This is a genomic window from Catellatospora sp. NPDC049133, assembly GCF_040648455.1.
Classification (GTDB): Bacteria; Actinomycetota; Actinomycetes; order Mycobacteriales; family Micromonosporaceae; genus Catellatospora; species Catellatospora aurea.
The window spans coordinates 203,505-228,154 of sequence record NZ_JBEZDT010000005.1 but is presented as its reverse complement, the minus strand read 5'-3'; the positions used below and the strand labels follow the sequence as shown (position 1 = coordinate 228,154).

28 protein-coding genes are annotated in these 24,650 nt (G+C 71.6%); 17 read left to right on the top strand and 11 right to left on the bottom strand.

Going from position 1 to position 24,650, the window contains the following annotated elements:
* Window positions 1–37 precede the first annotated feature (37 nt).
* Window positions 38–1,195, top strand: coding sequence for a DUF1996 domain-containing protein (locus tag AB0B35_RS07520; protein ID WP_361041974.1), 1,158 nt, complete (start codon window positions 38–40; stop codon window positions 1,193–1,195).
* Between the two features lie 54 nt (window positions 1,196–1,249).
* On the top strand, window positions 1,250–2,290 hold the full coding sequence (locus AB0B35_RS07515; protein WP_361041972.1) for a magnesium transporter CorA family protein: 1,041 nt from the start codon (window positions 1,250–1,252) through the stop codon (window positions 2,288–2,290).
* 18 nt (window positions 2,291–2,308) lie between these two features.
* Here the strand turns inward: AB0B35_RS07515 and AB0B35_RS07510 are convergent, their stop codons facing one another.
* Window positions 2,309–2,896 carry an NADPH-dependent FMN reductase gene (locus tag AB0B35_RS07510; protein ID WP_361041969.1) on the bottom strand — a complete coding sequence of 196 codons (588 nt, stop codon included), beginning with the start codon at window positions 2,894–2,896 and terminating at the stop codon, window positions 2,309–2,311.
* Window positions 2,897–3,073: 177 nt separating this feature from the next.
* On the opposite strand from AB0B35_RS07510, the gene AB0B35_RS07505 reads away from it, so the two are divergent.
* Entirely contained in the window at window positions 3,074–3,682 is a 609-nt protein-coding gene (locus AB0B35_RS07505; protein ID WP_361041967.1) for a VOC family protein, read from the top strand.
* Window positions 3,683–3,700: 18 nt separating this feature from the next.
* Here AB0B35_RS07505 and AB0B35_RS07500 read toward each other — a convergent pair whose 3' ends face one another.
* Window positions 3,701–4,036 carry a hypothetical protein gene (locus AB0B35_RS07500; RefSeq protein WP_361041964.1) on the bottom strand — a complete coding sequence of 112 codons (336 nt, stop codon included), beginning with the start codon at window positions 4,034–4,036 and terminating at the stop codon, window positions 3,701–3,703.
* Between the two features lie 279 nt (window positions 4,037–4,315).
* Between AB0B35_RS07500 and AB0B35_RS07495 the strand changes: the two genes are divergently transcribed.
* Window positions 4,316–5,122 carry a hypothetical protein gene (locus AB0B35_RS07495; RefSeq protein WP_361041962.1) on the top strand — a complete coding sequence of 269 codons (807 nt, stop codon included), beginning with the start codon at window positions 4,316–4,318 and terminating at the stop codon, window positions 5,120–5,122.
* A 221-nt stretch (window positions 5,123–5,343) separates the two neighbouring features.
* On the opposite strand, the gene AB0B35_RS07490 is transcribed toward AB0B35_RS07495, so the two are convergent.
* Entirely contained in the window at window positions 5,344–6,225 is an 882-nt protein-coding gene (locus AB0B35_RS07490; protein ID WP_361041959.1) for a phosphotransferase, read from the bottom strand.
* Window positions 6,226–6,407: 182 nt separating this feature from the next.
* Window positions 6,408–6,629, bottom strand: coding sequence for a hypothetical protein (locus tag AB0B35_RS07485; protein WP_361041956.1), 222 nt, complete (start codon window positions 6,627–6,629; stop codon window positions 6,408–6,410).
* 146 nt (window positions 6,630–6,775) lie between these two features.
* Here AB0B35_RS07485 and AB0B35_RS07480 point away from each other — a divergent pair, with 146 nt between their 5' ends.
* From AB0B35_RS07480 to AB0B35_RS07470, 3 genes are all read left to right on the top strand, one after another.
* Complete coding sequence (locus AB0B35_RS07480) at window positions 6,776–7,483, top strand: SDR family oxidoreductase (protein ID WP_360526733.1); 708 nt, start codon at window positions 6,776–6,778, stop codon at window positions 7,481–7,483.
* Window positions 7,484–7,547: 64 nt separating this feature from the next.
* Window positions 7,548–8,153: a TetR family transcriptional regulator gene (locus AB0B35_RS07475; protein ID WP_361041954.1), complete on the top strand. Its 606-nt coding sequence runs from the start codon at window positions 7,548–7,550 to the stop codon at window positions 8,151–8,153.
* Window positions 8,154–8,542: 389 nt separating this feature from the next.
* Window positions 8,543–9,283 (top strand): methyltransferase domain-containing protein, encoded by a 741-nt coding sequence (locus AB0B35_RS07470; protein ID WP_361041951.1) that lies wholly within the window; start codon window positions 8,543–8,545, stop codon window positions 9,281–9,283.
* Window positions 9,284–9,302: 19 nt separating this feature from the next.
* Here the strand turns inward: AB0B35_RS07470 and AB0B35_RS07465 are convergent, their stop codons facing one another.
* Window positions 9,303–10,517 (bottom strand): amidohydrolase family protein, encoded by a 1,215-nt coding sequence (locus tag AB0B35_RS07465; RefSeq protein WP_361041949.1) that lies wholly within the window; start codon window positions 10,515–10,517, stop codon window positions 9,303–9,305.
* 180 nt (window positions 10,518–10,697) lie between these two features.
* Between AB0B35_RS07465 and AB0B35_RS07460 the strand changes: the two genes are divergently transcribed.
* Window positions 10,698–11,111, top strand: a complete 414-nt coding sequence (locus AB0B35_RS07460; protein WP_361041946.1) for a cupin domain-containing protein — start codon at window positions 10,698–10,700, stop codon at window positions 11,109–11,111.
* Here AB0B35_RS07460 and AB0B35_RS07455 read toward each other — a convergent pair.
* From AB0B35_RS07455 to AB0B35_RS07445, 3 genes are read right to left on the bottom strand one after another with little or no spacing between them, the layout of a single operon-like run.
* On the bottom strand, window positions 11,096–11,347 hold the full coding sequence (locus tag AB0B35_RS07455; protein ID WP_361041943.1) for a hypothetical protein: 252 nt from the start codon (window positions 11,345–11,347) through the stop codon (window positions 11,096–11,098). The two genes, AB0B35_RS07460 and AB0B35_RS07455, sit on opposite strands and share 16 nt — an antisense overlap.
* A 30-nt stretch (window positions 11,348–11,377) precedes the next feature.
* The gene (locus AB0B35_RS07450; RefSeq protein ID WP_361041941.1) at window positions 11,378–11,770 is read right to left on the bottom strand and encodes a hypothetical protein; all 393 of its coding nucleotides are present in this window, start codon (window positions 11,768–11,770) and stop codon (window positions 11,378–11,380) included.
* A complete protein-coding gene (locus AB0B35_RS07445) occupies window positions 11,767–12,027 on the bottom strand; it encodes a family 43 glycosylhydrolase (protein ID WP_361041938.1) in 261 nt (86 codons plus the stop codon). Before AB0B35_RS07445 ends, AB0B35_RS07450 begins: the two co-directional genes overlap by 4 nt.
* Window positions 12,028–12,070: 43 nt before the next feature.
* Here AB0B35_RS07445 and AB0B35_RS07440 point away from each other — a divergent pair, with 43 nt between their 5' ends.
* The 3 genes from AB0B35_RS07440 (at window position 12,071) to AB0B35_RS07430 (ending at window position 15,193) form a co-directional block, all read left to right on the top strand.
* Window positions 12,071–13,228 (top strand): GyrI-like domain-containing protein, encoded by a 1,158-nt coding sequence (locus AB0B35_RS07440; protein WP_361041936.1) that lies wholly within the window; start codon window positions 12,071–12,073, stop codon window positions 13,226–13,228.
* Between the two features lie 76 nt (window positions 13,229–13,304).
* Window positions 13,305–13,805: a SigE family RNA polymerase sigma factor gene (locus tag AB0B35_RS07435; protein WP_361041933.1), complete on the top strand. Its 501-nt coding sequence runs from the start codon at window positions 13,305–13,307 to the stop codon at window positions 13,803–13,805.
* Window positions 13,802–15,193 carry a hypothetical protein gene (locus tag AB0B35_RS07430; protein WP_361041930.1) on the top strand — a complete coding sequence of 464 codons (1,392 nt, stop codon included), beginning with the start codon at window positions 13,802–13,804 and terminating at the stop codon, window positions 15,191–15,193. Before AB0B35_RS07435 ends, AB0B35_RS07430 begins: the two co-directional genes overlap by 4 nt.
* Here AB0B35_RS07430 and AB0B35_RS07425 read toward each other — a convergent pair.
* Window positions 15,183–15,872 (bottom strand): type 1 glutamine amidotransferase domain-containing protein, encoded by a 690-nt coding sequence (locus AB0B35_RS07425; protein ID WP_360526701.1) that lies wholly within the window; start codon window positions 15,870–15,872, stop codon window positions 15,183–15,185. The two genes, AB0B35_RS07430 and AB0B35_RS07425, sit on opposite strands and share 11 nt — an antisense overlap.
* A gap of 44 nt (window positions 15,873–15,916) precedes the next feature.
* Window positions 15,917–16,654, bottom strand: coding sequence for a tetratricopeptide repeat protein (locus AB0B35_RS07420; protein WP_361041927.1), 738 nt, complete (start codon window positions 16,652–16,654; stop codon window positions 15,917–15,919).
* Between the two features lie 126 nt (window positions 16,655–16,780).
* On the opposite strand from AB0B35_RS07420, the gene AB0B35_RS07415 reads away from it, so the two are divergent.
* The gene (locus tag AB0B35_RS07415; protein WP_361041924.1) at window positions 16,781–17,437 is read left to right on the top strand and encodes a PhzF family phenazine biosynthesis protein; all 657 of its coding nucleotides are present in this window, start codon (window positions 16,781–16,783) and stop codon (window positions 17,435–17,437) included.
* 18 nt (window positions 17,438–17,455) lie between these two features.
* Here AB0B35_RS07415 and AB0B35_RS07410 read toward each other — a convergent pair whose 3' ends face one another.
* Window positions 17,456–18,760 (bottom strand): serpin family protein, encoded by a 1,305-nt coding sequence (locus AB0B35_RS07410; protein WP_361041921.1) that lies wholly within the window; start codon window positions 18,758–18,760, stop codon window positions 17,456–17,458.
* 192 nt (window positions 18,761–18,952) lie between these two features.
* Here AB0B35_RS07410 and AB0B35_RS07405 point away from each other — a divergent pair, with 192 nt between their 5' ends.
* From AB0B35_RS07405 to AB0B35_RS07385, 5 genes are all read left to right on the top strand, one after another.
* Window positions 18,953–20,782, top strand: coding sequence for a glycoside hydrolase family 76 protein (locus tag AB0B35_RS07405; protein WP_361041919.1), 1,830 nt, complete (start codon window positions 18,953–18,955; stop codon window positions 20,780–20,782).
* Window positions 20,783–21,063: 281 nt separating this feature from the next.
* On the top strand, window positions 21,064–21,225 hold the full coding sequence (locus tag AB0B35_RS07400) for a hypothetical protein (protein ID WP_203692783.1): 162 nt from the start codon (window positions 21,064–21,066) through the stop codon (window positions 21,223–21,225).
* An 81-nt stretch (window positions 21,226–21,306) separates the two neighbouring features.
* Window positions 21,307–22,572 (top strand): YcaO-like family protein, encoded by a 1,266-nt coding sequence (locus AB0B35_RS07395; protein ID WP_361041917.1) that lies wholly within the window; start codon window positions 21,307–21,309, stop codon window positions 22,570–22,572.
* Complete coding sequence (locus AB0B35_RS07390) at window positions 22,551–23,174, top strand: TOMM precursor leader peptide-binding protein (RefSeq protein WP_361041915.1); 624 nt, start codon at window positions 22,551–22,553, stop codon at window positions 23,172–23,174. Before AB0B35_RS07395 ends, AB0B35_RS07390 begins: the two co-directional genes overlap by 22 nt.
* Window positions 23,171–24,622, top strand: a complete 1,452-nt coding sequence (locus AB0B35_RS07385) for a hypothetical protein (RefSeq protein ID WP_361041913.1) — start codon at window positions 23,171–23,173, stop codon at window positions 24,620–24,622. The genes AB0B35_RS07390 and AB0B35_RS07385 overlap by 4 nt, the downstream gene beginning before the upstream one ends.
* Window positions 24,623–24,650 lie beyond the last annotated feature (28 nt).

Below are 24,650 nucleotides of genomic sequence, written 5' to 3'. Positions count from 1 at the left end.
CAGCGGCCCGAGATCGCCTTGCCTGCCAGGAGTCAGCGTGTCGTACCAGACGATCGACGGGTCCGGACCGGACCCGCAGCCCGGTTCCGGCCTGCGGAGCCGGCTGGCCCGCAACCGGCGCAACGTCCTCGTCGTCGCCGCCGGTCTGGCCGTCGTGACGGCCGTGGCGGCAGGGGCGGTGTTCGCGGCCGGCGAACCGGAACCGTCGAACGCGGCCGAAGGTCCCTCGCCGACCGCGTCACCGGTTGCGCCATCCGCGTCGACGGCGACCGCGCCGTCACCGAGTGCGGCCGTGCCGAAGGCGCCCAAGCCCGGCTGGGTGCCCGTCGACCAGGCGGTATGGCAGGCGCAGGTCGACGCGTACCGGGCGAGGAAGGTCGATCCGGTCCCGGCCGGGGTCGGCAACCTGCCGGAGTTCCGGGCCGACTGCAAGTACAGCCATTCGCTGCCCGACGATCCGATCGTCGCCCCCGGGCTGCCGGGCGCCTCGCACATGCACTCGTTCGTCGGCAACAAGGCCGTCGACGCGCAGACCAAGGCCGCCGACCTGATGAAGTTCACGGCGACCACCTGCAAGCCGGTCGAGGACCACTCCTCGTACTGGGTGCCGACGCTCTACGACAACGCGACCGGCAAGCCGGTCGAGACGACGGGTTTCCGGGTCTACTACCGCTCGCTGATGAACACCTCGGCGAACCAGCTGCCGATGCCCAACGGCCTACGCATGATCGTCGGCGACGCCAAGAAGAAGAAGCCGACCCCGCGCGGGGCGGGCGGCCAGTTCTTCTGCGCCTACTACGGCCCCGGCGACGTCGACGGCGTGGCCCGCAGCGGCAACGGCAACTGGCCGGTCTGCGACGGCAAGGCGACGCTGCACTACATCATGCAGTTCCCGGACTGCTGGGACGGCAAGCACCTGGACAGCCCCGACCACAAGGCGCACGTGTCGTTCGGCCGCGGCAACGCGTGCCCGCGCAGCCACCCGGTGAAGATCCCGGCGATCACCTTCGACATAGCGTACGGCTCGCAGGGCAGCGCGGCGGGTTTCTACCTGTCCTCCGACAAGGACGGCAAGAGCGCCTCGTCGATGCACGGCGACGCGTTCGTGATGTGGGACGTCGACGCCATGAACAAGCGCACGAAGAACTGCGTTCAGCAGCGCCGGACCTGCGACAACTTCGGCTATCAGCAGTGAGGCGCCGGTGGGCGACCGCCCTCGGTGACCGCCCGGCTCGCCTAGGCTGGAGGCGTGGGCGGGGACGGCGGGGTCGTCTCGGGCCCCGGCGGCGATCGTGATCCGCCGGAGGCGCTGCGGCGCGCGAGGTCCCGGGTGTATCGCGACGGCGTGTGCGTGCTCGAAGACTTCCCGGTCGACGACGTCGCCGCGCACCTGGCCGACCCGGCGGCGGTCCTCTGGCTGGACCTGTACCGGCCGAGCGCCGAGGATCTGGACATGCTCGGGGCCGACATCGGGCTGCACGAGCTGGCGATCGGGGAGTGCCTGGACAAGGGCCAGCGCCCCAGCCTCAACCGCTACCCCGAGCATCTGTCCCTGGACGGGTACGGGGCCGCCCTCGATCCGGACAGTTCGGCGCTGATGCTGTACGAGATCGCCGTCTTCTGCAACGACCGTGTGCTGATCACGATCCGCAAGGACTGCGGCCTCGACCTGGATCCGGTCGTCGCCGGCTGGGACGCCGCACCCGGGCTGACCCGCCACGGCGTCGCCTACCTGCTCTACGGGCTGCTCGATCACATAGTCAACGGCCAGTTCCAGGCGGTGCGCCAACTCGACGAGGCCGTCGACGATCTCGAGGAGCAGCTGTTCGGCGCCCGCAGGTCCGCGGTGCAGTCGGCGCAGCAGCGGCTGTTCCGGCTGCGCCGCGACCTGATCGCGTTGCGCCGTGTGGTGAAGCCGATGGAGGAGGTCGTCGAGTCGTTGCTGAACCAGGACGTGCTCACGATCGACGATGCCGTGTCGCCGTACTACCAGAAGCTCTACGACCACGCGATGCGCGCGGCCGACTGGGCCGACGCCCTGCACGACCTCGCCGCCACCACCGTGCAGACCAACCTGATCACCCAGGCGAACCACCTGAACATGATCATGAAGAAGGTGACCAGCTGGGCGGCCATCATCGCGGTGCCGACGGCGATCACCGGGTTCTACGGGCAGAACGTTCCGTTTCCCGGCTACGGCAGCGCGTGGGGCGTGCTCGTCTCGACAGCCCTCATCGCGCTCCTGTCCGTCGTGCTCTACACCGTCTTCAAGCGCAACGACTGGCTCTGAGCCGGCGCGCTTCGGGCGTCACTGCGGCTGCTCGTGGCCCTGGCGGGGGAGCACCGACAGCACGCGCACGATGTGGTCGCGGAACTCGGCCATGTAGTCCGACAGGAACGTGCGCACCGCGTCGTCGACGACCTCGCCGTCGCCGGGGAACAGCGTCTGGTTGAACTGGATGTACGCCTCGGGCGCGGTCATCTGCCGGGCGTTGCAGAAGCTGAGCACACCGCGCAGCGCCTGCTGGGCCAGCGCGGTGCCGATCTGGCCGATGGACGCGCCGATGACCGCCGCCGGGATGTGGTCGAACGAGTTCTTGCCCCACGGCCGCGACGCCCAGTCGATCGCGTTCTTCAGCGCGCCCGGGATCGACCGGTTGTACTCGGGCGTGACGAACAGGATCGCCTGGGAGCGGTGGATGGCGTCCTTGAGCGCGACCGCCTCGGGCGGGTAGTTCGCGTCGTGGTCCGGGCTGTACAGCGGCAGGTTGCCGATCGCGATCTCGGTGAACTCCAGCTCCTCCGGCGCGAGCCGGATCAGCACCCGGGACAGCTCCCGGTTCACCGACGTCGACGACAGGCTCCCGATGAAGTATCCGACCTTGTACGTGGTCATGGCACAGCCTCCTGGCTAACGGTTCCTCCGGCCTGCATACCTCCACCCGGGCCCCGCCGTACGCGGTTCCGCGCAGTTCGCCCGGGTAGCAGGTTGTATTAGGGCGATAAGGCGCGGCAAATACGATTCGCCAGTATCGTCGAGGACGAGAAATCGCCGTGGTCTTGGGAGGAAGCGATGGGCACGACGCCTGGTGTCGCCGACGTCGACATGAAGCTCGAAGTCGTGGTGATCCCGGTCTCCGACATCCCTCGGGCGGAGGAGTTCTACGGGCGGCTGGGCTGGCGCTCGGATCAGACCCCGCCGGGATCGGGTGTCATCCAGCTGACGCCGCACGGCTCGCAGTGCTCGGTCCACTTCGGCACGAACCTGACCACGGCCGCACCCGGGTCGGCCCGGTCGTTCCTGATCGTCGCCGACATCGAGCAGGCCCACGATGCGATCGCCGCTGCCGGTGTCCAGATCAGCGACGTCTTCCACCTCGGCCCGGACGGGCCGATCAAGGGCCCGGACCCCGCTCGCGGCACGTACGCGTCGCGGGCCGAGTTCGCCGACCCCGACGGCAACACCTGGGTGCTGCAGGAGATCACCAACCGGCTGCCCGGCCGCGTCGACCCGGGCGCGACCGCGTTCACCTCCACGACGGACCTGGCGACCGCGATGCGCCGGGCTTCGGTGGCCCACGGCGAGCACGAGAAGCGCCTCGGCGCGGCCGACCCCGACTGGCCCGACTGGTACGCGGCGTACATGGTGGCCGAGGCGTCGGGCGCACCGCTGCCGCAGTGACCCGGCCCGGTCGTCGCGTCATCCGGCGAATGCGTGCCACGCGACGTCGAAGGCGCGCAGCGGAGCCAGATGTGCGCGGTGCCGGGTACTGAGGAACACGTGCGGGCGGCGACCGCCGCGGTCCACCTGGACGACGAGTCCGTCACCGGCATGGAACTCCGTGTCGCGGCCCAGCAGCCACCCGCCGGTCGGCACGCGCCGCAGGCCGCGGGTGAGCGCCTGCGCCTGGTCCTCGTCGACACCGCCGCTCGCATAGCAGGGCGCGTAGGTCGCATGTGGCGTGCCGTGGATCCGCACCGGCTGCCCGGCCGAGGCGAGCGCGACGGCCTCCGAAACAAGTGCTCTCTCGTGCACGTCCGTCCTCGCTCATGCCTGATCACCGGACTGCGAACCTAGCGGAGCGGGGTGACGTTCTGCCCAGCGTGCGAGAACGGATTTCGGTGGTCCGTCCTGGCGGTCTTCCTGGCCGTTCGGCCAGGTCAGGTAGGCCGAAGTGGTCACGCTGCGTCAGATCGAGGACAACTCGAAACCGGACAGTGTCGCTCCGATTACAGTCCGGAACGGCTTTGGATTCCTGTTGGTCTCAGGCGCTCTGGTGTGGAGAGCGCCTGCTCCTTTTTCGAGGTGGCCCACGTGGTGGAGCAATCGCAACGCCCTGCGCCGGGTGCGCGCGGCGCGGCCTTGTCGGCGATCGCCACGGTCGTCAGCACGGTCGTGGCACTGCTGGAGTTCTTGACCGACCTGGGCGCGCTGGCCATCGTGCTGCTCGGCGCGACCGCGCTCGTCTTCGCCGGCTGGGGACTGGCCCGCACCTGGACCAATCGGCAGGCGCTGCCCGCCGTCTTCCTGCTGCTCGCCGTCATCGCGGTATCCGCCGCCGTCGGCGCCGCGGGCGACCGCCTGCTGCGTCCCGAGCCGGCCGCTGTCACGGCCGCCGGGCAGACCGGGCCCGGCGGCGCGACCTCGGCGACGCCGGGCGCGCCGACCGGGGATCCGAGCCGGAGCGCCTCGCCGTCGGCGAGCACACCGTCACCGTCGCCGACCGCGCCGTCCGCCCCGGGCGGCGAGCCGGCCGTCAAACGGGCGGCCTCCGTGACGCTGCCCATCTACTACTCCATCGACCTCGACTCCGGCGCGCCCAACTGGAACGTGGTCCGCGGCTCGGTGTCCGGCTGGGACCTGCGCGGGGCGCTCGGGGTCGGCCCGTACGGCGTCGCCTCGAACCGTGACCTGACGTACGTCAGCGGGGAGCCGTCGCACCAGACCTGTGTGGCCGCCACCGCCCTGCAACGCGGCATCGAGCAGGAGAAGACCCGCGCCGGCACCGCGTTCTGCGTACGCACCAGCGAGGGGCGGTGGGCGTGGGTGAAGATCACGGGTGTGTCCGCGGACTCCGGGGACGTCAAGCTCGACGTGCACGTCTGGGAGGCGACCTCCTGAGCCGCTCCGGGCGAGGCCGGCGCTCCGACCGCATACGTTCGCCGGGTTGGTCGGGCCGCCGCGGTGAGTGGGCGTCCACCACAGCGGAGGTAAGCGTGAAGCACAGCTCGACCCGGTGTTTGAGGGCGCTGGAAGTGTAGCCGTCGGCGTCCGCGTCGAGCAGCACCATGTCCTGGCCATCGATGTCCAGGCGGAGCCGCTACTTCCAATACATGCCTTGGTCAGTCGACAAGGAACTCCCGCGCTGCGAGCAGGCCCATCTCATTCTCTCGTGCATCCTCGATGCCAGTCATGTCGCGGGTCGCGATGCGCCCCGCGAAGTAGTCGGCCTGAACTGCCCACCTGAACCGGTGGAATACATCCAGGCCTCGCTCGATCTCGTCCTCGCCGAGGGCGCCGGTCCGAACGTATGCCGCGAGCAGAGACTGCGCCTGCGCCTTCCCGCCTACGTACATGACTGCCGAGGCGAGGTCGTAAAGCAGCGGACCCGACATGGCGGCCGCCCAGTCGATCAATCCGACATCGCCGGTCGCGGGATCGACGAGGAACGCCTCAGGCGCCGGGTCGGTGTGCAACATGCCCCAGGTGAGCGACGGCGGGTCGAGCGCGTCGAACATCGCCAGGGCCTTCACGATACCGGGCTTCACCCAACCCGGGGCATGATCGAGGTGCGCGGCGTTCGGATCGACCCAGTGAAACTGCTCTGCGCCGGCCACGCATATGTCCCGGACTGCCACGTGCACGCGCCCGAGAGTCTCCCCGATGACGCGCCGACCGCTCTCGTCATCGGGCGGCTCGGCACCCGGCACGTACTGCAGGAGCGCCACCGGCCCATCGGCGGTCTCGACCGCCAGCTGCCCGGAGGTCGTGGGGATCGGCGCACCCGCCGGGATACCAGCACGTTGGACGTGCGAGGCCACAGTGAGCCCGCCGACGAACTGGTTGCGGTTCCAGCCGGGGATGTGCTTGGCGACGTCGCGACGGCCGTCGTGGTCGACCCACCAGGTCGCGGAGTTCATACCACCGTTGTGCACCTCGACGCGGACGTCGACGAGGCCCCAATGTCCAGCGAGCAAGCCGGACAACCTGTCGGAATCGATCATCCGGCGAGTCAATCAGATGCCTGTTCGGGCGGCGATCGATTAACCTGCTCGCATCCACCCGCACCCCATACGCGACGCGGTGACCGCAACGTGGGACGCGGCGGCTTCCCACTGAGGCTATTTCAGCCCACTCAGGCCTTGAGTCACCGATCCCAAAGCCGGTGACGTATCAGGTCGCGGCCCTAGCCGTCGTCGACGGCCGACGCCGTCCGCAACTCCACCATGAGCTGTTCGGCGTCGAGGGTGTCGAGCACCTTCTCCAGCACCCGCGAGTCGTGGCGGCCGGTCGCCTGCGCCGAGAGCAGCGCCGACCGCTGCCGCTCGATCACCCGTAAGCGGAGTTCGCGGTACTGCCGGATCTTTCTGGCGGTCGCCAAGGCGTCGAGGTCCACGCGGTTCCGCACAGTTCCCCGCCCGGTTCCGCCGACTGGATGTCGCCCACCGAGGGAGCGCGCTATGGTAGTAACCAACTAGTTAGATACTCGCTCGGTCGACGGGCAAGGACCCGTCGACGGGACAGCGCGGGTGAAAAGGGATTAGGAAGCACATCATGACCATCACGCTGATCACCGGGGCCAACAAGGGACTCGGTTTCGAGACCGCCCGCCGGCTCGTGGACGCCGGACACATCGTGTACGTCGGCGCCCGAGACCCGGAACGGGGCCGTCAGGCCGCCGAGCGGCTCGGCGCTCGCTTCATCCAGCTCGACGTCACCGACGACGCCTCGGTGGCCGCCGCCGTCAAGACCGTCGAGGCCGACGGCGGCCTCGACGTCCTGATCAACAACGCGGGCATCGAGCCGCGGACCGCCGGCGGCGGCTTCGTGCCGCCGGCCGAGGTGACCGCCGACTCCGTACGCGCCGTCTTCGAGACGAACGTGTTCGGCCAGGTGCGGATGCTGCACGCGTTCCTGCCGGTGCTGCAGCGCTCCGCCGCCCCGGTCGTCGTCAACGTCGGCAGCGGCACGTCGCTGATGCGCGAGCTGGCCAACCCGGACTCCCCGTCGCACTTCTATCCCGACATCGCCTACCCGGCCTCGAAGGCCGCGGTGAACATGCTCACGGTGCAGTACGCCAAGGCGTACCCGGGCGTCAGGATCAACGCCGTGGACCCGGGTTTCACCGCCACCGACCTGAACCACCACGCCGGCACCCAGACCGTCGAGGAGGGAGCCGAGGCCATCGTCCGCATGGCCCAGCTCGGCCCCGACGGACCCACCGGCGGGTTCTTCGACAAGGACGGCGTGATTCCCTGGTGATCCGGCAGGGCCCGGCGACCGTACGGCCGCCGGGCCTGGCCCGCCCTTCGACGAGGAAGCCCGAATGACCACACCCATGCCGCGGGCCCGCGACGCCCAGGCCACCAAGGCGCTGCTGCTCGAAGCCGCCACGGACGAGTTCGCCGAGCGCGGGCTGGCCGGTGCGCGCATCGATCGCGTCGCCGAGCGCGCCGGAGCCAACAAACGCCTGCTGTACGTCTACTTCGGAGACAAGAACGACCTGTTCGACGCCGTCCTGGCCGAGCAGACGCGGGCCGTGGTCGCGGCCGCGTCCCTGGACGACGGGGACCTGTGCGCCTTCGCCGCCGCGCGTTTCGACTACATGCTCGCCAACCCCCGGGCACGCAGGCTCGCCACCTGGCGCGTCCTGGAACGCTCCGAACCGACCGCACTGGAACGCGAAGCGTTCCAGGCGCGGGTCGACGCCGTCGCCTCAGCACAGCGCGCCGGGCGGCTCCGCGACGACATCACCGCCGTGGACCTGTTCGCCATCGTGCTGCGCATGACGGAGGGCTGGCTCAGTGCCTCGCCGGGTCTGCTCGCGACCGCCGGCGACGACCCGATGTCGCCCGGCCGGCTCGCCGAGCACCGCGCAGCGCTGCTCGCGGCGGTCCGCAGGGTGAGCGAACCGCCACCCGGCCAGGGCTGAACACCGATGCCTGGCACCCCGTATCCTGCCGGTGATGATGGTAGGAAGGCACGCTTGACATCTCCCCCAGCCGAAGCAGGGGGATTCGACCCTCGCGGGTTGAACTTTCTGCTTCACAGCCCGTTGCCGACCTGGGTTACCAGCAAGGAGCGGTGTACCGCCCACCGGTCTTACACAGGCTCCACAGACCTGACTTCCCGCCAGCCCGGCGGTAGGCCCGACCGGCTTGGTTATCGCTGGCCAGGCCACAACAAATTAGCACACCTGTTCCCTCCCGCGACACCGGCGGATGCCATTCGCCCTGGCGGCGAACCGGCTTTTCCTGCCCTGCTCCGCAGAGTTCCGTTTCCTCTCCGCCCTGAAGGCCGGAGTATCCACGGGGGTATCCGATGAACGATCCTTACCGGACTCTCGGCGCAGGTTATGCCGAGCGCCGCCGACCGGACCCGCGCGTGGCCGCGATCATCGAAGCGGCGCTGGGCGATGCCCGTACGGTCGTCAACGTCGGGGCGGGTGCGGGTTCCTACGAACCCGCCGACCGCATGGTGCTCGCCGTGGAGCCGTCGCCGGTGATGATCGCGCAACGGCCGCCGGGCAGCGCGCCCGTGGTGCGCGCCGTCGCCGAGCGGCTGCCGTTCGCCGACAAACACTTCGACGTCGGCCTTGCCGTCCTCACCGTGCACCACTGGACGGACCCGGCACGCGGGCTGGCCGAGCTGCGCCGCGTCTCGCACCGGCAGGTGGTGCTCACCTGGGATCACACGGTCATGTCCCGGTTCTGGCTGATCGCCGACTACCTGCCGGAGATCGCCGAGGCCGAGCGGGAGCTGCCGGAGCACGACTTCATCGCCAGGCACCTGGCTCCCGCCCAGGTGGCGGAGGTGCCGGTGCCGCACGACTGCAGCGACGGGTTCCTGGCGGCGTACTGGGACAGGCCGCACGCCTACCTCGACCCGGCGGTGCGGGCATCGATCTCCTCGCTGGCCAGGCTCGACCCGGCCCGGGTCACCGAGGCGACGCGCCGGCTGCGGGCCGACCTGGAAGGCGGGCAGTGGCAGGAGCGCCACGGGCGACCGGGCGCGGGCGGCACGGCTGACGTCGGCTACCGGCTGCTGACATCGCCCCGGTAGTGCCGATCGGGGTCGTGTTTCAAGCGAGGCGCGCGGTCAGCCTGACCCCGCGGACGTACACCGCAAGCAGCCGGTGGATCGCCGCCGGCTCGGCGACCGGGTCGCCCGAGACGGCCAGGATGTCCGCGTCGTAACCGGCGGCGATCCGCCCTTTGCGATGGCCCAACCCGACCACCTCGGCCGCCCGGGCCGTGACCGCGTGCAGTGCCTCCGCGCCGTCCATGCCCAGCGGCGCGAGCTGGGGCACCGCATGACGCAGCACGAAGTGCGGCTTCACGGGTGCGATGCCCGCGTCGGTGCCGATCACGATCCGCGCGCCTGCGGCCCGCATCCGGGCCGCGTTGGCGGTGAACCGCGGCATCCGGGTGGCGATGCTCGGCGGCACCGCGTGGCCGTCCACGGGCCGGGTGCCGAACGTGAGGCTCAGCGCGATGCCGCGGGACACGATCGTGTCCAGCAGCCCGTCGGGGATGTCGTCGACGAAGCCGGCGTTGATGAAGGTGGCGTGTTCGAGGCTGTCGACGCCGGCCTCGGCCGCCGCGACGATCGACGACGTGCCGTGGGCGTGCGCCGCGACCCGCAGCCCGAGCCCGTGCGCCTGCTCGACCACCGCCCGCAACTCGTGCACGGAGTACTGCGCCAGCTCCGGGCGGCTGCCCGGGGTGATGTTGCCGCCGCTCGCCATGATCTTGATGACGTCGACCCCGCGTTCGGCGCGAGCCCGGATCGCGGCGCGCAGGTCCGCGACACCGGCGGCGCAGTCACCGAGGAAGTGGCAGTGCCCGCCGGGTGTCGTGATCGGCACGCCCGCGGCCACGACCTCGGGCAGCGTATGGTCGCCGGCGCGAGCCGCCGCGCGTACCCGTAGCGCCAGGTAACCACGGTCGCCGAGGTCGCGCACGGTGGTGACGCCGCCGGCCGTGGCCGCGCGGGCCGCCGCGCACATCGCCTCGTAGGCCGCCGTGTCGTCGCGCTCGCCCAGCCGGGCGATCGGGTCGGCGCTGGCGTCGAACGCCAGGTGCAGGTGGGTGTCGACGAGGCCGGGCAGCAGCGTGGCCTCGGGCAGGTCGACCACGTCCGCGCCCTCGGGCAGACCCGCCGGTCCTTGCGCGACCGACACGATCCGGCCGCCGTCGACGACCACGGACGGGTCGTCGAGCAGGGCACCGCCGTCGAACAGGCGCCGTGCGCGCAGAACGAGCAGGTTCGGGCGGGGGCGCGTCTGCGTGGTCATCACGTCAGGATCCCGTGTCACGCCGAACCGTGCCAGACCGGCCGCCCCACCCGAGTGAACGGTTCCGGGCACGGGACCTGCCGCCCTTTGCGAGGATGGGTTCGACCGGCGTACCGGCAGGGACCGGTGCCGGACCAGCTCAGCGGCCATCGCTGGCACGGTGCGAAGAGGTGAACCGACATGGACCCCGCGGACAACCGGAGCACCTCCGTGCTCACCATGCTCAACCAGCGGCTGCTCGACACCACCCCGCAGCCGGTCGATGTGATGACCCTGCTGGTCGAGATCCCGCCCGGCGGCAAGGGACTGCCGCCGCACAAGCACTCCGGCCCGATCTTCGGATACATGATCGAAGGCGAGATGCTCTTCGAACTCGAAGGCGAGCCCGAACGGGTCATCCGGGCGGGCGAGGCGTTCTTCGAGCCGGGCGGCGACGTCATCCACTACCAGGACGGCAACAACCTGCCCGACGCGACCAGCCGCTTCGTCGTCATCATGCACTGCGTGCCGGGCCAGCCGATGCTGACCTATGTCGACGACGACGAGCTGGAACGCCGCCGCGACCGGCGCGCCCCGCGTCAGAGCGGTTCGTAGTCGAACCAGTCGAACGCGACCTCGCCGGCTGCGGCGTACAGGCCGATGACCCGGCCGGTGAAGCCGCCCGCCACCTCGGTCGACAGGTAGCGCCCGTCGAGTTCGGCGAGCACGTCGAACGTGCCGTCGGCGGCTTCGACCCCGAGGCGGAGCAGGTCGGGCTCCATCCGGGGATGCCAGTTTTCGGGTGAGGCGGCGGCGACGTCGATCCGCAGCCGGACCGGCCCGTCCGGCACGGCCCGGGTCGCGACCGTCGAGAGCAGCGACTACGCACGCGCCAGCACCCGCACCTGGCCGTCGCCCGCCTCGATCTCGTAGTGGTGTGCCTCGTCGATCCGCACCGCGAGCCCGCCGCGCCCGGCGGTGGCGTCGACCAGGGTCCGCGCCCGGCAGGACTGGTGCTGCTGGCGGCGGCCCACGAACGTCACGTCGGGTGAGTCGAGGCCCGCGCCGCGCGCCCGCATGGTGAGCCAGCCGGGGCGGTCGGCCGACCGGAACACCTCCGGTCGGGACCGTACCCAGATCCACCGCGGGTGCAGCGCGTCGCCGTCGAAGTCGTCGCGGACCGCAGGGGCGGGCAGCGGGTGCGCCGGCCACGGCGGTGCGGCCATGGTGGGGGCGAGCTCGCCGACCACCGGCCAGCCGTCGACCCAGCTCACCGGCGCGAGGAAGGTTGCCAGAAGCGGCCATCGTGGTGGCGCAGGGTGGGCGCGTACACGCCGGCCGACGACGGCATGCCGAGCGGCAGGACGAGCTGGCTCGGCCGGTCCAGCGCGTTGCCGATCTGCTCCCAGTGCACCAGGTCCCGGCTGTGGAAGACCGGCACCCCGGGGAAATACTCGAAGCTGGAGCAGGCCAGGTAGTAGTCCTCGCCGACCCGGCACACGCTCGGATCCGGGTGGAACCCGGGGATCACCGGGTTGGTGAAAGCCCGCCTATTCTAGCGCTAGAATAGGCGCGTGGACCCGACACTGACCGACGCCGAGCTGACCGTCCTCGGGCTGCTCCTGGAACAGCCACGCCATGGGTACGAGCTGGAACGGGTGATCGAGGAACGGGGTGTGCGGACCTGGACCGCGCTGGGCTTCTCTTCGATCTACTACCTGCTCGACAAGCTCGCCGGGCGTGGCCTGATCGAGGCGTCGGCGACCGAGAAACGCTCGGCGAAGTCACGCGCGACCTACCAGGTGACGGCAGCGGGCCGTGACCTGTGCGCGGCCACCACCAGGGACGCGCTGGCGGCGCTGACGCCGGTGCGCTCCCGGGTCCTGATCGGCATGGCGAACAGCCCCGGTCTGCCGGAAGGGGACGTGGCCGCGGGGCTGACCCGGCGGCTGACGGCGCTGCGGGACCAGCTGGCAGAGGTCCGTGCCGCTCGGGCGCACCAGGAGCCGCTGCCCGGCGCCGCTTCGGCGATCTTCGACTACTGCGAGGCGATGCTCCGGGCCGACGTCGGCTGGACCGAGGCCACGCTCGCGACACTGACCAAGGAGACCGCGATGGACAAGTACGACGTCAAGAAGGCACACCGCGAGCTGTACGCCCCACCGGCGAAGGACTTCGTCGTCGTGGACGTGCCCGAGCTGCGGTACCTCGCGGTCGACGGCCATGGCGACCCGAACACCTCGACGGCGTACGCCCAGGCCGTGGAGGCCCTGTTCACGACGGCGTACACGCTGAAGTTCGCGAGCAAGAAGGCCCTCGACCGCGACTTCGTGGTGGGGCCGCTGGAAGGGTTGTGGCGTGCCGACGACCCGCAGTCCTTCGTGACCCGTGACAAGCAGGCCTGGTCGTGGACGATGTTGATCAGCCAGCCAGACTGGATCACCGAGGACATGGTCCGCGCCGCGCTCGCCGAGGCCGCGAAGAAGAAGGACAACCCGGCGCTGGCGGGTGTACGGCTGATCAGCCTCACCGAGGGGAAGAGCGTGCAGATCCTGCACATCGGCTCCTACGACGACGAAGCGCCGACCCTGGACCGCCTGCACCGCCGCTACCTGCCCGACAACGGGCTGACCTTCAACGGCGACCATCACGAGATCTACCTCAGCGACGCCCGGCGCACGGAGCCGGCCAAGCTCAAGACGATCCTCCGGCAGCCCGTCAAACCGGCCTGACCGAGAATTCGACGGCCGGACGGCACAACCGTTCGGCGAGCTGCTCCGGTCAGGGGGTACGGACGAGAGGGGTCAGATGCGGGCCGACGACGAACACGCCTTCACCGAGTTCGCGCAAGCACGGGTGCTGGAGCTGCGCCGGACGGCATACCGGCTGTGCGGGAACTGGGACGAGGCGCACGACCTGACCCAGTCCGCCCTGATCCGGCTCTACCGGCACTGGACACGGGTCGCGCAGGCCGACTCGCCGGACGCCTACGTGCGCCGCATGCTCGTCAACATCTTCCTCGACCAGCGGCAGACCTGGTGGGCGCGACGGGTCAGGCCGTTTCCCCAACCACCGGACGTGCCCGCACCGGCCGCGGACGTCGCCGACCGCCTCGACCTGATGGCGGCGCTGGCCAGGCTCGCCCCCGGCCAGCGCGCCGTGATCGTGCTGCGCTACTGGGAGGGCATGGACGTCGCGGAGACCGCCCGGACGCTGGGCTGCTCGCCGGGCACGGTCAAGAGCCAGACGTCGTACGCCATCACCGCCCTGCGGCGGCTGCTGCCCAACTACGTAGGAGACCGAGCGTGAACGACCAGCAGATCGCGGCCCTGCTGGCCGCGGCCCCGCAGGAACCCGAGCCGCCGCTGCCGCCCGGCCTGCTGGAGGGCCTGGTGCCGGCCGCCCGGCGCGACGTCCGGCGGCGACGCGCCACCGCGGCGCTGTGCGCGGTGGTGGCCCTGCTGCTGGGCGCCGGAGCGCTGCTCATCCCCGCGGGCAACCGCGACGCGGTCCCCGCGCGGCCGTCGCCTGGCAAGGCGGCCGGCCTGCCGGACCTGATCGCCGGGTACTCGCCGCTGACCGGTTCGGTGAGCGCCGCCCCGCCGGGACGGGCTCTGCTGCTGTACGGGTACGGCAACAGCGAGATGCTGCGCACCTACCAGACGCTCGTGCTGGGTGCCGACGCCGACGTGTACCGACAGCTCGACGCCGTGCCCGAGCGCACCAAGCCGTGGCTGCTGTCCCCGGACGGGCGCACGATCGTGCTGTCCGAACCCGACCGCGAGGTGGCCGAGGTGCGGGTCGTCGACCTGGAGACGGGGCAGACCCGGCAGGTGCCGGTGCCGCGCCCCGGCGGGGTCGTCCCGCTGGCACTGTCCCCGGACGGCAACATCCTGGCGTACTCGGTCGTCGACCTGGGGCCCGTCGCGGAGGAGGCGGCCCGTGACGCCGGCGACTACGTCGAGTGGTACGCCACCGGGCACGGCGAGCTGATGCTGCTGGACCTGCGTACCGGGCAGGCCACCGGGACCGGCGTCGTGCCGGTGTCGGCCGCCGCGTTCGCGCCCGACGGGCAGCGGCTGGTGGTGCAGTCCGAGCTGCGGACCTGGCTGATCGGGCTGGACGGGCAGCGGCAGCGGGAGGTGATGGTGCCGCAGGGTTACGGGATCACCGTGCACAACGCCTGGTCGCCGTCGGGGCTGCTGCTGGCCGTCGTGCCGTGGCGGTCCGAGGGCATCGACAGCGGGCGCGTCTACATGTTCGACTCCGGGACGTCGGGTGCGGTGCGCACCGTCAGTATCGCCGAGCCGTCCGCCCTGCGTGGCACCGCCGATACGGAGACGTTTCTGGGCTGGCTGTCCGACACCGAGGTGCTGGGCCATGCCTGGGACTACGGCTCGGACACCGGCGCGCTGTCGGCGGTGCCCCTCGACGGGAGCCCGGCCCGGGTGCTGAGCCGGTTCGACGACTCATACCGGTGCGAGTTCGGCATGCAGCGCTGCGTGCCGTACGAGATCTCGGTCGCCGCGGGCCTGCTGGCCGGACTGGGCACGCGTACGGCCGAGTCGGCCGACCGCGGACCGTGGCCCGTCGGGTTCCAGATCGCGGCGCTCGCGACGGTCGCCGTCCTGGCCGCGGTGGTCTGGCTGGTGCGACGCCGGGTCCGGCGCAGGCGGGCCGGTGAGGCTATTTCGTGAGCTTCTCGACCATGGAGATCAGCTGGTCGGCGGCCGGGCCCGAGGACGCCGGGTTCTGGCCGGTGATGAGCCGGCCGTCGGTCACCACGTACGGCTGCCAGTCGTCGGCCTTGCTGAAGTGGGCTCCCTTGGCGACGAGTTCGTCCTCGACCAGGAACGGCACGACCTTCGTCAGGCCCACCGCCTCCTCCTCGGTGTCGGTGAAGCCGGTGACCTTCCGGCCGGCGACCAGGGGAGTGCCCTCGGGCGTCGTGACGTGGCGCAGCGCGCCCGGGGCATGGCACACCAGCGCGATCGCCTTGCCCGACCGGACCACCTGCTCGATCAGCGCGATCGAGACGGGATCCTCGGCCAGGTCCCACATCGGGCCGTGCCCGCCCGGGTAGAACACGGTGTCGAAGTCGTCGGCGGATACCGAGTCCAGGCGCAGCGTGGTGTCGAGCTGGGCTTCGGCGGCCGCGTCGGCCTCGAACCGGCGGGTCAGGTCGGTCCGGAACTCCGGTTCGTTGCTCTTGGGGTCCAGCGGCGGCCGCCCGCCCAGCGGCGACGCCAGCGTGACGTCCCATCCGGCATCCCGGAAGCGGTAATAGGGCGCGGCGAGTTCCTCAAGCCAGAAGCCCGTCTTGCGGCCGGTGTCACCGAGCTGATCATGTGAGGTAATCACCATCAGGACCTTCATCCACCCCACCTCCCTACGAGGTGTAATCGTATGACGTCGGTGGGTCACGTGTGGGAGGTCCCGCCGTCATCGAACGCCTCACGCGGGTCGAGCGCCTGACCCTGCGCGTACCGCTCGGCGAAAACCGCCGGGCCCAGCCTCTCGATCGCGGCCTCCCGCGCCTTGGCCAGGTCGGCCGCGTCGTCAGGGTCGGGGACCTGCCCGAGCGCGGCGAACGCCGCGTCCGTGACGCCCACCAGGAGCGCCGCCCGCGTGTGATCGTCCTCGGCGGAGGCGAGCGCGACACCGGCCACGCACACGTACGGCACGAAGTCGGCCCAGCCTTGCTGGAACACCCGCTCCCGACCCGCCGCGAACAGCGCCCTCGCCGTATCGAGGTTGCCGAGTCCGAGCTCGCAGAACGCGAGGTTGTGGTACTCCGAGTTGACGACCTCGGGGCGGCCCAAAGCCTCGTTGAGCGCGATGTTCTCCCGGTACAGGTCCCGGGCGCGGGCCAGGTCGCCCGACATCCGGGCCACCGCCGCCAGCACATGCCGGGGCCGCTCCTCCAGGGCGCGGTCCCCGGAGCGTTGCGCCACCGCGAGCGCCTCCCGGGCCCGGACCTCGCCGCCCGGCAGATCGCCGCCGCGGATGGCGACTCGGGCCAGGGCATACCTGGCCTCCACCTCACCGGTCAGGTCCCCGGCCGCCTGCGCCCGGACGATCTCGGCCTCGCTCATGCGCACCACGGCGTCGGTCTCACCGCGCCGGAAGGCCGCCCGCACCTCGTCGCTGAAGCTCATTCGCCTGATCGCCCTCCATATGTCACGTTCATCGACACTATGCCGCCTCGGCCGTGCCCGGCCCTGATTCGCTTGCCCGGCACAGGCGCAGGTACTGGACAGGACACCTGTGGTTCGATGGCAGTTGTGGCTGATCTTCATGTGCTGCGGGTGTTCTGTGGGACGGGTGGGCGCGGCGGCAACCGGCTCGGCGTCGTCAGCCGCGGCGCGACGGTGGTCGGCGAGCGGCAGCGGTCGGCCGTCGCCGCGAAGCTCGGGTTCAGTGAGACGGTCTTTGTCGACGATCCGGACCGCGGTGTGGTCGACATCTACACGCCCAGCGTTCGCCTGCCCTTCGCCGGGCACCCGCTGGTACGACATCTGGGCACCGGAGTCGACGTGCTGCGTCCGCCCGCCGGTGACGTCTCCACCTGGCAGGAGGGCGACTTCACCTGGATCGCCGGTCGCGCCGACTGGGCCGCCGGCCGCGAGCTGCGGCAGCAGGCATCCGCGGCCGAGGTCGACCGCCTGCCCGCGCCGCCGCCGGGCACCGGATTCCTCTACGCCTGGGCCTGGCAGGACGAGTCGGAAGGCGCGATCCGGGCCCGAGCCTTTCCCCGGCGCGGTGACGCCGTCATCGAAGACGAGGCCACCGGTGCCGCCGCGCTCCTGCTCGCCCACACCCTCGGCAGGGCCATCGACATCCGGCAGGGTGTCGAGTCGCAGATCCTGGCGCGCCCGCGGCCGGACGGCTGGATCGAGGTCGGCGGCCGCGTCGCCCTGGACGAGGTCTGGACGCTGTAGAAGGGCAGCGGTCGACGGTCAGCTCGATCGCTTGGCCGTCGGATCGCTGACCCGGCCGATGAACAGCGGGATGTGGTCCTTGCCGCCCACGATGGCGAACGCGAACGGCCGGTCGGCGATGAACGTCGCCTGGGTGGGCGGCGGGCCGCTCATCGCCATGGCGATGCCCGTGACAGCGGCGGCCTCGGAGCCCCACTCGTCGACAGTGATGTTCGCCTTGTGCACCGCGTCGGAGATGAACAGCCCGGGTGCGATGCCGTCAAAGTCGGCGCCGGCGCCGAACGCGGCGGTCACGCCGAGCTTGGCCAGGGTCGTCCTGAGGTCGATCGAGGAGTCGAAGTCCCATTTGGGGACGGCGACGTCGACCTGCAGCTCGGTGAACGAGTCGCGCAGCCGGGCCAGCACCTGGTGCGCCAGCGCGTCCTCCGGCTTGCCGCCGGGCGGCGCGAGCATCAGCCACATCGCGTACGGGCCCTCGGCGTAGGGCAGTTCGATCGCGGCGATGCCGGCCGTCTCGGCGTAGCGGATGCGCAGCCCGTTGCGCATCGTCGGGGTGCGCACGACCGTGCCGTCAGCCTTGGTGAAGGCGGCGTCGGCGACGTCGAGGAAGTAGCTGTGCCAGTCCGCCTTGAAGTAGACGGTGTTGGCCAGCACCAGTTTCGTGTCCGCGGGCAGGCTGTCGAACACCTTCGCGATCCGGCCCGCGGTCTGGCGGTTCACCCACGCGTTGATCTGCTTGACCGCGTCGCCGCCGAAGTCGACCGGGCGCACGCCGGCCGCGTACTGCTCCGCCAGCGTGCGCAGGAAGGCCTCGCCGACCGTGAAGCCCTGCTGGGGGAAGAGGGCGTTGCCGATGCTCACCACCGGTGGCGTGCGCTTGGCGTTCGGGTCGCGCGGGCCGTTCTTCGGCTTCGGAGGCACGTCGGCGGTGGCGAGCTGCCCGCTGATGGCGTTGTACGCCTCGTCGCGGCCCTGCGCCGGGAAGCCGAACGCGGTGTCGAGTTCCTTGGCGGTCGTGCTGCCCGCGCCGACCCGCGCCATCGCGAACGCGAGCGCGATGCTCAGCGGCGAGGCGACGAAGTTGGCCCCGGGCTGGGCGGCGGCCTGCAGGATGCGGTGGCCGAAGTCGGCCACACCGTCCACGGACGCGGCGACCGGAGCGTCGGTCGGCGGCACGACCCGGTCCACGTCCGCGGCGGTGACCAGCTCCGGCCCGCCGTCCTCGCCGGCGCAGCCGACGAGCGGCAGCGCGGCGGCCGCGGCCAGCCCCAGCAGCAGCGCGCGCCGGGTGGCGGTGGCGGGGTCGGGATGTCCTGCGTGCATGGTCGCCTCCGGGTTCGGTCGTCGATGTGTGAGACGTTTCGGCCCCCGGGCAGGTTGCGCGGGCCACGGGTGGTATGCGCACTTCGTGGACAGTCAACGGTTAAGTTTGTTAACTTCGATCCAGAGATATCGATGGATGCGGCGGGTTGCCGTCCGTTGTGCTTTCCGGTCGGCCGGAGCGAGGTGGAACCGATGCGCAAGCTGACAGTCCTCATGACGGTGCTGCTCGTCGGCGCGGTCGGTGCGGTGGTCGCGACCCCGGCGAGCGCGGCCCCGGCGGTGTGCGCGCTGTACTGCGACACCCGCGATCCGTCGCTGGCCCGCCAGGAGACCTTCCCCGTGCCTGAGGTCAACCTCAACGGGCGGCGGCTGGTCCTGCACGTTTCCGACCCCGACCGGATGGCCTGGGGCAGCATCGACAACGGCGTCGTCGGCGACTCCGTCTGGCTCGACCGCAGCTGGACCGACGGCTCCACCTGGGACGGACTGCTCGGCAAGGCCGGCATCCCGTCGACCTGGACCGGCACCCGGACCCTGATGTACAACGTCGCCGACCCCACCGCCCACCGGCGCGGCATGGTCCGCGCCTGCGGCAACGCGGGCGGGGTCACCTGCACCGCCTGGGTGTACGTCAAGGTCTGCGACGCCGTCTGCGACGGAGCGGACCCGGCCACAGCCGTCGGCGACAACCAGCCGGTGCCGGGGACCACCATCAGCAACCGCCGCATCGACCTGCACATCGACAACCGCGGCCTGGCCTGGGCCACGCTCGGCGCGGGCACAGCCGGTGACGAGGTGTGGCTGGACCGCTCGTGGGACGAGGGCGCGTCCTGGCCGGGCGGCTCGTCGCTGGGACGGGTCGGCGTCCCGGCCGGGGCGAACTCGGTCCGCACCACCATGGTCAACACCCGCGATCCGCGGTCGCTGCTGTACGGCGGGGCGGTGCGGGCGTGCGGCCGGGCCGTCAGCGGCGCGAACGGCAGTTGCACCGCCTGGGCCCGGCCCGCCGCCGACCGTCCGGCCGCCGCCGCGGACGCGCTGGCGTACGCCTATCGCACCGACACCGCGTGGTGGCCGTCGAGCTGGTGGAACTCGGCGGTCGCGGTCACCGCGCTGGGGGACTGGTCGGGGCGCACCGGCCGCACCGACTACCGCTGGCTGATCGACCGGACGTTCGAGCTGAACAAGGGCGTGATGCCGGCCGGGCAGAAGAGCACCGACGCGATCGAGGGCAACTTCATCAGCCGCGCGATCGACGACACCGGCTGGTGGGGGCTGGCCTGGGTGCAGGCGTACGACGTCACCCGCGACGCCAAGTTCCTGAACATGGCCGTGACGATCGCGAACTACATGCACTCGTACTGGGACGGCGTCTGCGGCGGCGGGGTCTGGTGGAACCGCGAGCGCACGTACAAGAACGCGGTGACCATCGGGCTGTACGTCCGGCTCACCGCGGCGCTGCACAACCGGATTCCCGGCGACACGCTGTGGCTGGGCCGGGCCACCGCGGGCTGGAACTGGTTCGCCGCGAGCGGCATGATCAACGGCTCGGGGCTGGTCAACGACGGGATCACCGGCGGCTGCGCGAACAACGGGCAGACCGTGTGGACGTACAACCAGGGGTTGGCGATCGGCGCGGCGGTCGAGCTGTGGCGGGCCACCGGCAACGCGTCGCTGCTGGCCTCGGCGCGGCAGCTGGCCGACGCGGCGATGAACTCGGCGGTGCTGACGCGCTCGGGCATCCTCACCGAGTCGTGCGACCCGGCCAACAGCTGCGACGACAACCAGAAGCAGTTCAAGGGCATCTTCATGCGGTATCTGATGGACCTGGCCGACGCCTCGGGCGTGGCCGCGTACCGCACCTACGCGCAGCGGCAGGCCGACGCGATCTGGCAGTACGACCGGGACGGCCTCGTCCGGATCGGGCAGCGCTGGGCCGGCGGGACGCCGAACGCACGCGACTGGCGCACCCAGGCCTCCGGACTCGGCGCGCTGCTGGCCGCGACGGCGAAAACTCCCTAGTCGACACGCGCGGATGACGCGCTTTGCGCTGATTTCCCGTTATGGTTTCTTCGTGGTGCTGAACGAGCCCGTTTCGGGCCGGTTCGCGCTCTGCTGAGGGGACGGTCCTGAGGGGTGGCCGTCCCCTCAGTCATTCCCGCCACAGGCCGCTGCCTGGGCGGATGCGTCCTCATCGGAGTCCGTGATCACGGACGGTAATGATCTATTTGAGTCTTCCGCTGGCGGGGAGTGGCTGCTACCTTCTCAGCAAGGTTTGTTAACAGATCTGGTTTGGAGGAAGAATGAACCACCTCGACCTGGACGTCCAGGACGTCTCCACCGGCGACTGGGACATGCTCGTCACCGAGATCATGCGCAACGCCGGCGAGCTGACCCCGCAGGACCCGGAGCTCGCCCCCGTCACCGGCTGCGGTTGCGGGTGCGCCTGCGGCTGCGGTTGCTGAACCTCTGAAACGAACCGCGACGGTGGCCGGCCCAGCCGCGCCACCGTCGCGCCTCCTGCGGACTCTGTTTCGGGAATGTCAATGAGCGCAGATCTCGCCAGTCTGGTCAGCCCGCTGGGTGTGGTCAGCGGGCTGCGGCCACTGCTGCCGGACCGCGGCCTCGACCGGCTCAGCCACGTGGTCGCCGCCAGCGGCGACTCGCACACCGGCCACCACGACGGCAACCCCCAGCTGGGCACCGGCCGCGGCTTCGACGCCGAGCTCGCCACCACCGTCGCGATCGCCGAAGCCGCCGAGCGCTACGTGGGCAGCTACCCCGAAGCCGACACCGTGCGAGCGACCGCCGCGGACCTGCCCGGCGCGGTCCTCGACCTGGCCTCGCTGCCCCGCTGCTTCGACGCCGAGTATGCGCACCCCGGCTGCCCCGTCGTCCCGGCCGATCCCGCGGCGGAGATCCGCTGGATGCGCGGCACCGACCTGTTGTCCGGCGAGCCGACCTGGGTGCCCGCCGTCATGGCCTGCTACGGACTGCACCCCGAACCCGCCGAACGTTTCGTGTTCCAGATATCCACCGGGCACGCCGTGCACGTCGAACCGCGGCGCGCGCTGCTCGGCGGGCTGATGGAGGTCATCGAACGCGACGCCATCGCGCTGACCTGGCTGCGGCGGCTGCGGCTGCCGCTGCTCGGCCCCGCCGGGTTCAGCCCGGACGTGCGCTACCTGCTCGACCACGGCCGCCGCCGCTTCCTGGACAACGTGCTGTTCAACGCCACCACCGACCTGGGCATCCCGACGGTGTACGCGCTGCAGCGGGCACCCCACGACGCGCAGGCCGCGAACCTGGTCGGCGCGGCGACCGGCCGCACCCTGGCCGACGCGGCGGAGAAGGCCCTCATCGAGATCGCCAACATCCGCCAGCTGTTCCCGCACGGCACCGCGCCCGTGCACGGCGACACCCGGTTCACCGACATCATGGACGGCGCACGGTACATGGCCGTGGCGCAGCGGGCCGAAGCCTTCGCCTTCCTCACCGAGGACCTCGCCCGACGCCCCACCTCGGACGACTGCCGGGAACTGCCGGCCGATCCGGCCGAGGCGCTCGCGGTGGTGCTGGGGCAGTTGCGCCGGATCGGCGCGCAGGCGGTGTGCGTCGACCGGACCTCGGCCGAGCTGCGCCGCGTCGGCCTGGTCGCGCTGACCGTGGTGGTGCCGCAGTTGCAGCCGATGTCCCTGGCCCCGCTGGCGCAGTTCCGCGCCCACCCGCGACTGACCGAAGCGCCCGCGGCGATGGGCGTGCCCGCCTCCCCCGAACAGGAGCAGAACCCGTGGCCGCAACCGTTCGCCTGACCGAGACAGCGGTCGCCGCCGTGGGGGAGTTCGGGCATGCGGTGCAGGCCCGGCTGCTGGCGGCCGGCGCGACGGCCTTGGACGCCGACCAGCCGGAACCGGGCGGCGCGCGGGCGATGGCGCTGGTGTCGTGGCGGCCCGAACCGGACCTGGCCCGGCGGTTCGACGAGCTCGCGTCTCGCGCCGGGATCGGCTGGCTGCCGGTCGTGGTGGAGCACCCGTGGCTGATCGTCGGCCCCTGGGTGGCCCCCGGCGGTCCCTGCTACGACTGCTACGGCTTCCGCCGCGAGCAGCACGACCCGAAGGCGCGGCACCGCGCCGCGCTGCTGGCCGCGTACCGCGCCGACGGCGGACTCGGCGTGTACGGCCACCTGCCGCACCACCTGCGCATCGCCGAGGCGCTCGTGCAGCTCGTGCTGCAGAATCCGCAGCCGGGCATGACCACCATGGTCGACCTGTCCACCATGCTGGTGAGCCGGGTGGACGTCATCGCCAGGCACGGCTGCCCACGCTGCGGCTCCGCCGACACCTGGGGCGACCCGCGGCTTGCCGCGACCCTCGCCGAGACCGTGAACCGGCTGCCCGAAGGAGCGCTCGCGTGAGCCGCCTCGGGCGTCCCGCGCTGGCGGCCGGACTGGCCGTCGTGGACACCACCGAGGGGCTGCTGATCGAGGGCGGCCCGAGTCGCCGCCTGTTCACCGGCGCCGCCGCCCGCGACCTGCTGCCACGACTGCTGCCGCTGCTGGACGGCCGCACCGACCTGGCGGCGGTGGCCGAGGCTGCCGAGGCACCCGTCGCGCAGGTTGCGCAGGCAGTGGCGCTGCTGCACCGCAGCGGGCTGCTCCACGACGGACCCGCCGAACCCGGCGACGCCACCGAGGCCTTCCGGTCCCGCGCCCTGGCCGCGTCCGGGAGCCACGACCGGCCGGCGACGCTGCGTGAACGGCTGGCCGAGGCCACCGTCGTCGTCGCCGTGGCGGGCCGGCTGGGCGAGCTGCTCACCACCGACCTGGCCCTGTCCGGCATCGGCACTGTCACCACCGACCCGCTCGGTCTGCGTACCCGCCCGGACCGTGTCGGCCACCCCGCCGCCTGCTCAGGCACCGCGACCGTGCGCGAACCCCGTGCCGCCGACGCGTCCTGCGCCACGGCGCTGGCCATCGTCACCGACGACCAGCTCGCCTCCCTCGCGGCGACCGGTGTGCCCGTGTTGCGTATCGGCGGCGACGATCGCACCGTCGAACTCGGACCGCTGTTCACGGTTCCGGACACCGCCTGCCCGGACTGCTTCCTGGCCGACGGCAGGACTGCCGGTGCTCCCGACCTCGGGCGGGCGGCGGCGCAGTTGCTGTGCGGGCTGGCCGTGGCCGAGGCCGTCGGCCTGCTGGCCCGGCTCGCCGACCCGGCCACCGGCCGCCGCCTGCACCGCATCGACACTGTCGACCTGCGCCGCAGCGTCCACGAAGTCACCCCGTCGGCCGCTTGCCGGACCTGCGCCATGGCGGGCGACGGCGTGCTCGGTCGGCTGGAGTGGCTCAACCGGCGGGTGTCCTGGCAGGTCACCGGCGACCGGGCGGTTCCCGTCACCGCGGACACCGACCTGGCCTCCTCGCCCCGGGTGCCGCTGAACGAGGCGCCGTCCTGGCTGCGGACCCTGCTCCCGGCGGCGACGGCCCGGCCGTACGCCGACACCTACCTGCTCGGCGTGCACGGCCTGCCGCACCCGGTCTACCGCTGGTCGCCGTCCACCCGGTCGCTCATCGCCACCCGTGGCGACCTCAGCGCCACCCCGCCGATCGCGGGACTGCCCGACGACCCTGCCGCCGTGCTCGTGTTCGTCTCCGCCACCACGCGGCTGACCTCGGCATACGCCGAGCAGGGCCTGCGCCGGGCGTTCCTGGCCGCCGGCCGGGCGATCGCGGCCGTCGCCGCCGGCCACCACGCCGTGCTCGCCGGCACCGTCGACCCGGCCTTGGCCGACCTGCTGGAACTGCACGGCGGCGGCGAACACCTCGCGGCCGCCGTCGGACTCTACCCGGAGCGGCCCTGATGCCCGTCCAGCCCAAGGACACGACACT

What these genes read in the sequence shown, in the direction of transcription:
- AB0B35_RS07510 (WP_361041969.1), bottom strand. Translation starts at nt 2,896, where the DNA reads ATGACCACGTACAAGGTCGGATACTTCATCGGGAGCCTGTCGTCGACG.
- AB0B35_RS07505 (WP_361041967.1), top strand. Translation starts at nt 3,074, where the DNA reads ATGGGCACGACGCCTGGTGTCGCCGACGTCGACATGAAGCTCGAAGTC.
- AB0B35_RS07490 (WP_361041959.1), bottom strand. Translation starts at nt 6,225, where the DNA reads ATGATCGATTCCGACAGGTTGTCCGGCTTGCTCGCTGGACATTGGGGC.
- AB0B35_RS07480 (WP_360526733.1), top strand. Translation starts at nt 6,776, where the DNA reads ATGACCATCACGCTGATCACCGGGGCCAACAAGGGACTCGGTTTCGAG.
- AB0B35_RS07475 (WP_361041954.1), top strand. Translation starts at nt 7,548, where the DNA reads ATGACCACACCCATGCCGCGGGCCCGCGACGCCCAGGCCACCAAGGCG.
- AB0B35_RS07470 (WP_361041951.1), top strand. Translation starts at nt 8,543, where the DNA reads ATGAACGATCCTTACCGGACTCTCGGCGCAGGTTATGCCGAGCGCCGC.
- AB0B35_RS07465 (WP_361041949.1), bottom strand. Translation starts at nt 10,517, where the DNA reads ATGACCACGCAGACGCGCCCCCGCCCGAACCTGCTCGTTCTGCGCGCA.
- AB0B35_RS07460 (WP_361041946.1), top strand. Translation starts at nt 10,698, where the DNA reads ATGGACCCCGCGGACAACCGGAGCACCTCCGTGCTCACCATGCTCAAC.
- AB0B35_RS07435 (WP_361041933.1), top strand. Translation starts at nt 13,305, where the DNA reads ATGCGGGCCGACGACGAACACGCCTTCACCGAGTTCGCGCAAGCACGG.
- AB0B35_RS07425 (WP_360526701.1), bottom strand. Translation starts at nt 15,872, where the DNA reads ATGAAGGTCCTGATGGTGATTACCTCACATGATCAGCTCGGTGACACC.
- AB0B35_RS07420 (WP_361041927.1), bottom strand. Translation starts at nt 16,654, where the DNA reads ATGAGCTTCAGCGACGAGGTGCGGGCGGCCTTCCGGCGCGGTGAGACC.
- AB0B35_RS07410 (WP_361041921.1), bottom strand. Translation starts at nt 18,760, where the DNA reads ATGCACGCAGGACATCCCGACCCCGCCACCGCCACCCGGCGCGCGCTG.
- AB0B35_RS07405 (WP_361041919.1), top strand. Translation starts at nt 18,953, where the DNA reads ATGCGCAAGCTGACAGTCCTCATGACGGTGCTGCTCGTCGGCGCGGTC.
- AB0B35_RS07400 (WP_203692783.1), top strand. Translation starts at nt 21,064, where the DNA reads ATGAACCACCTCGACCTGGACGTCCAGGACGTCTCCACCGGCGACTGG.
- AB0B35_RS07395 (WP_361041917.1), top strand. Translation starts at nt 21,307, where the DNA reads ATGAGCGCAGATCTCGCCAGTCTGGTCAGCCCGCTGGGTGTGGTCAGC.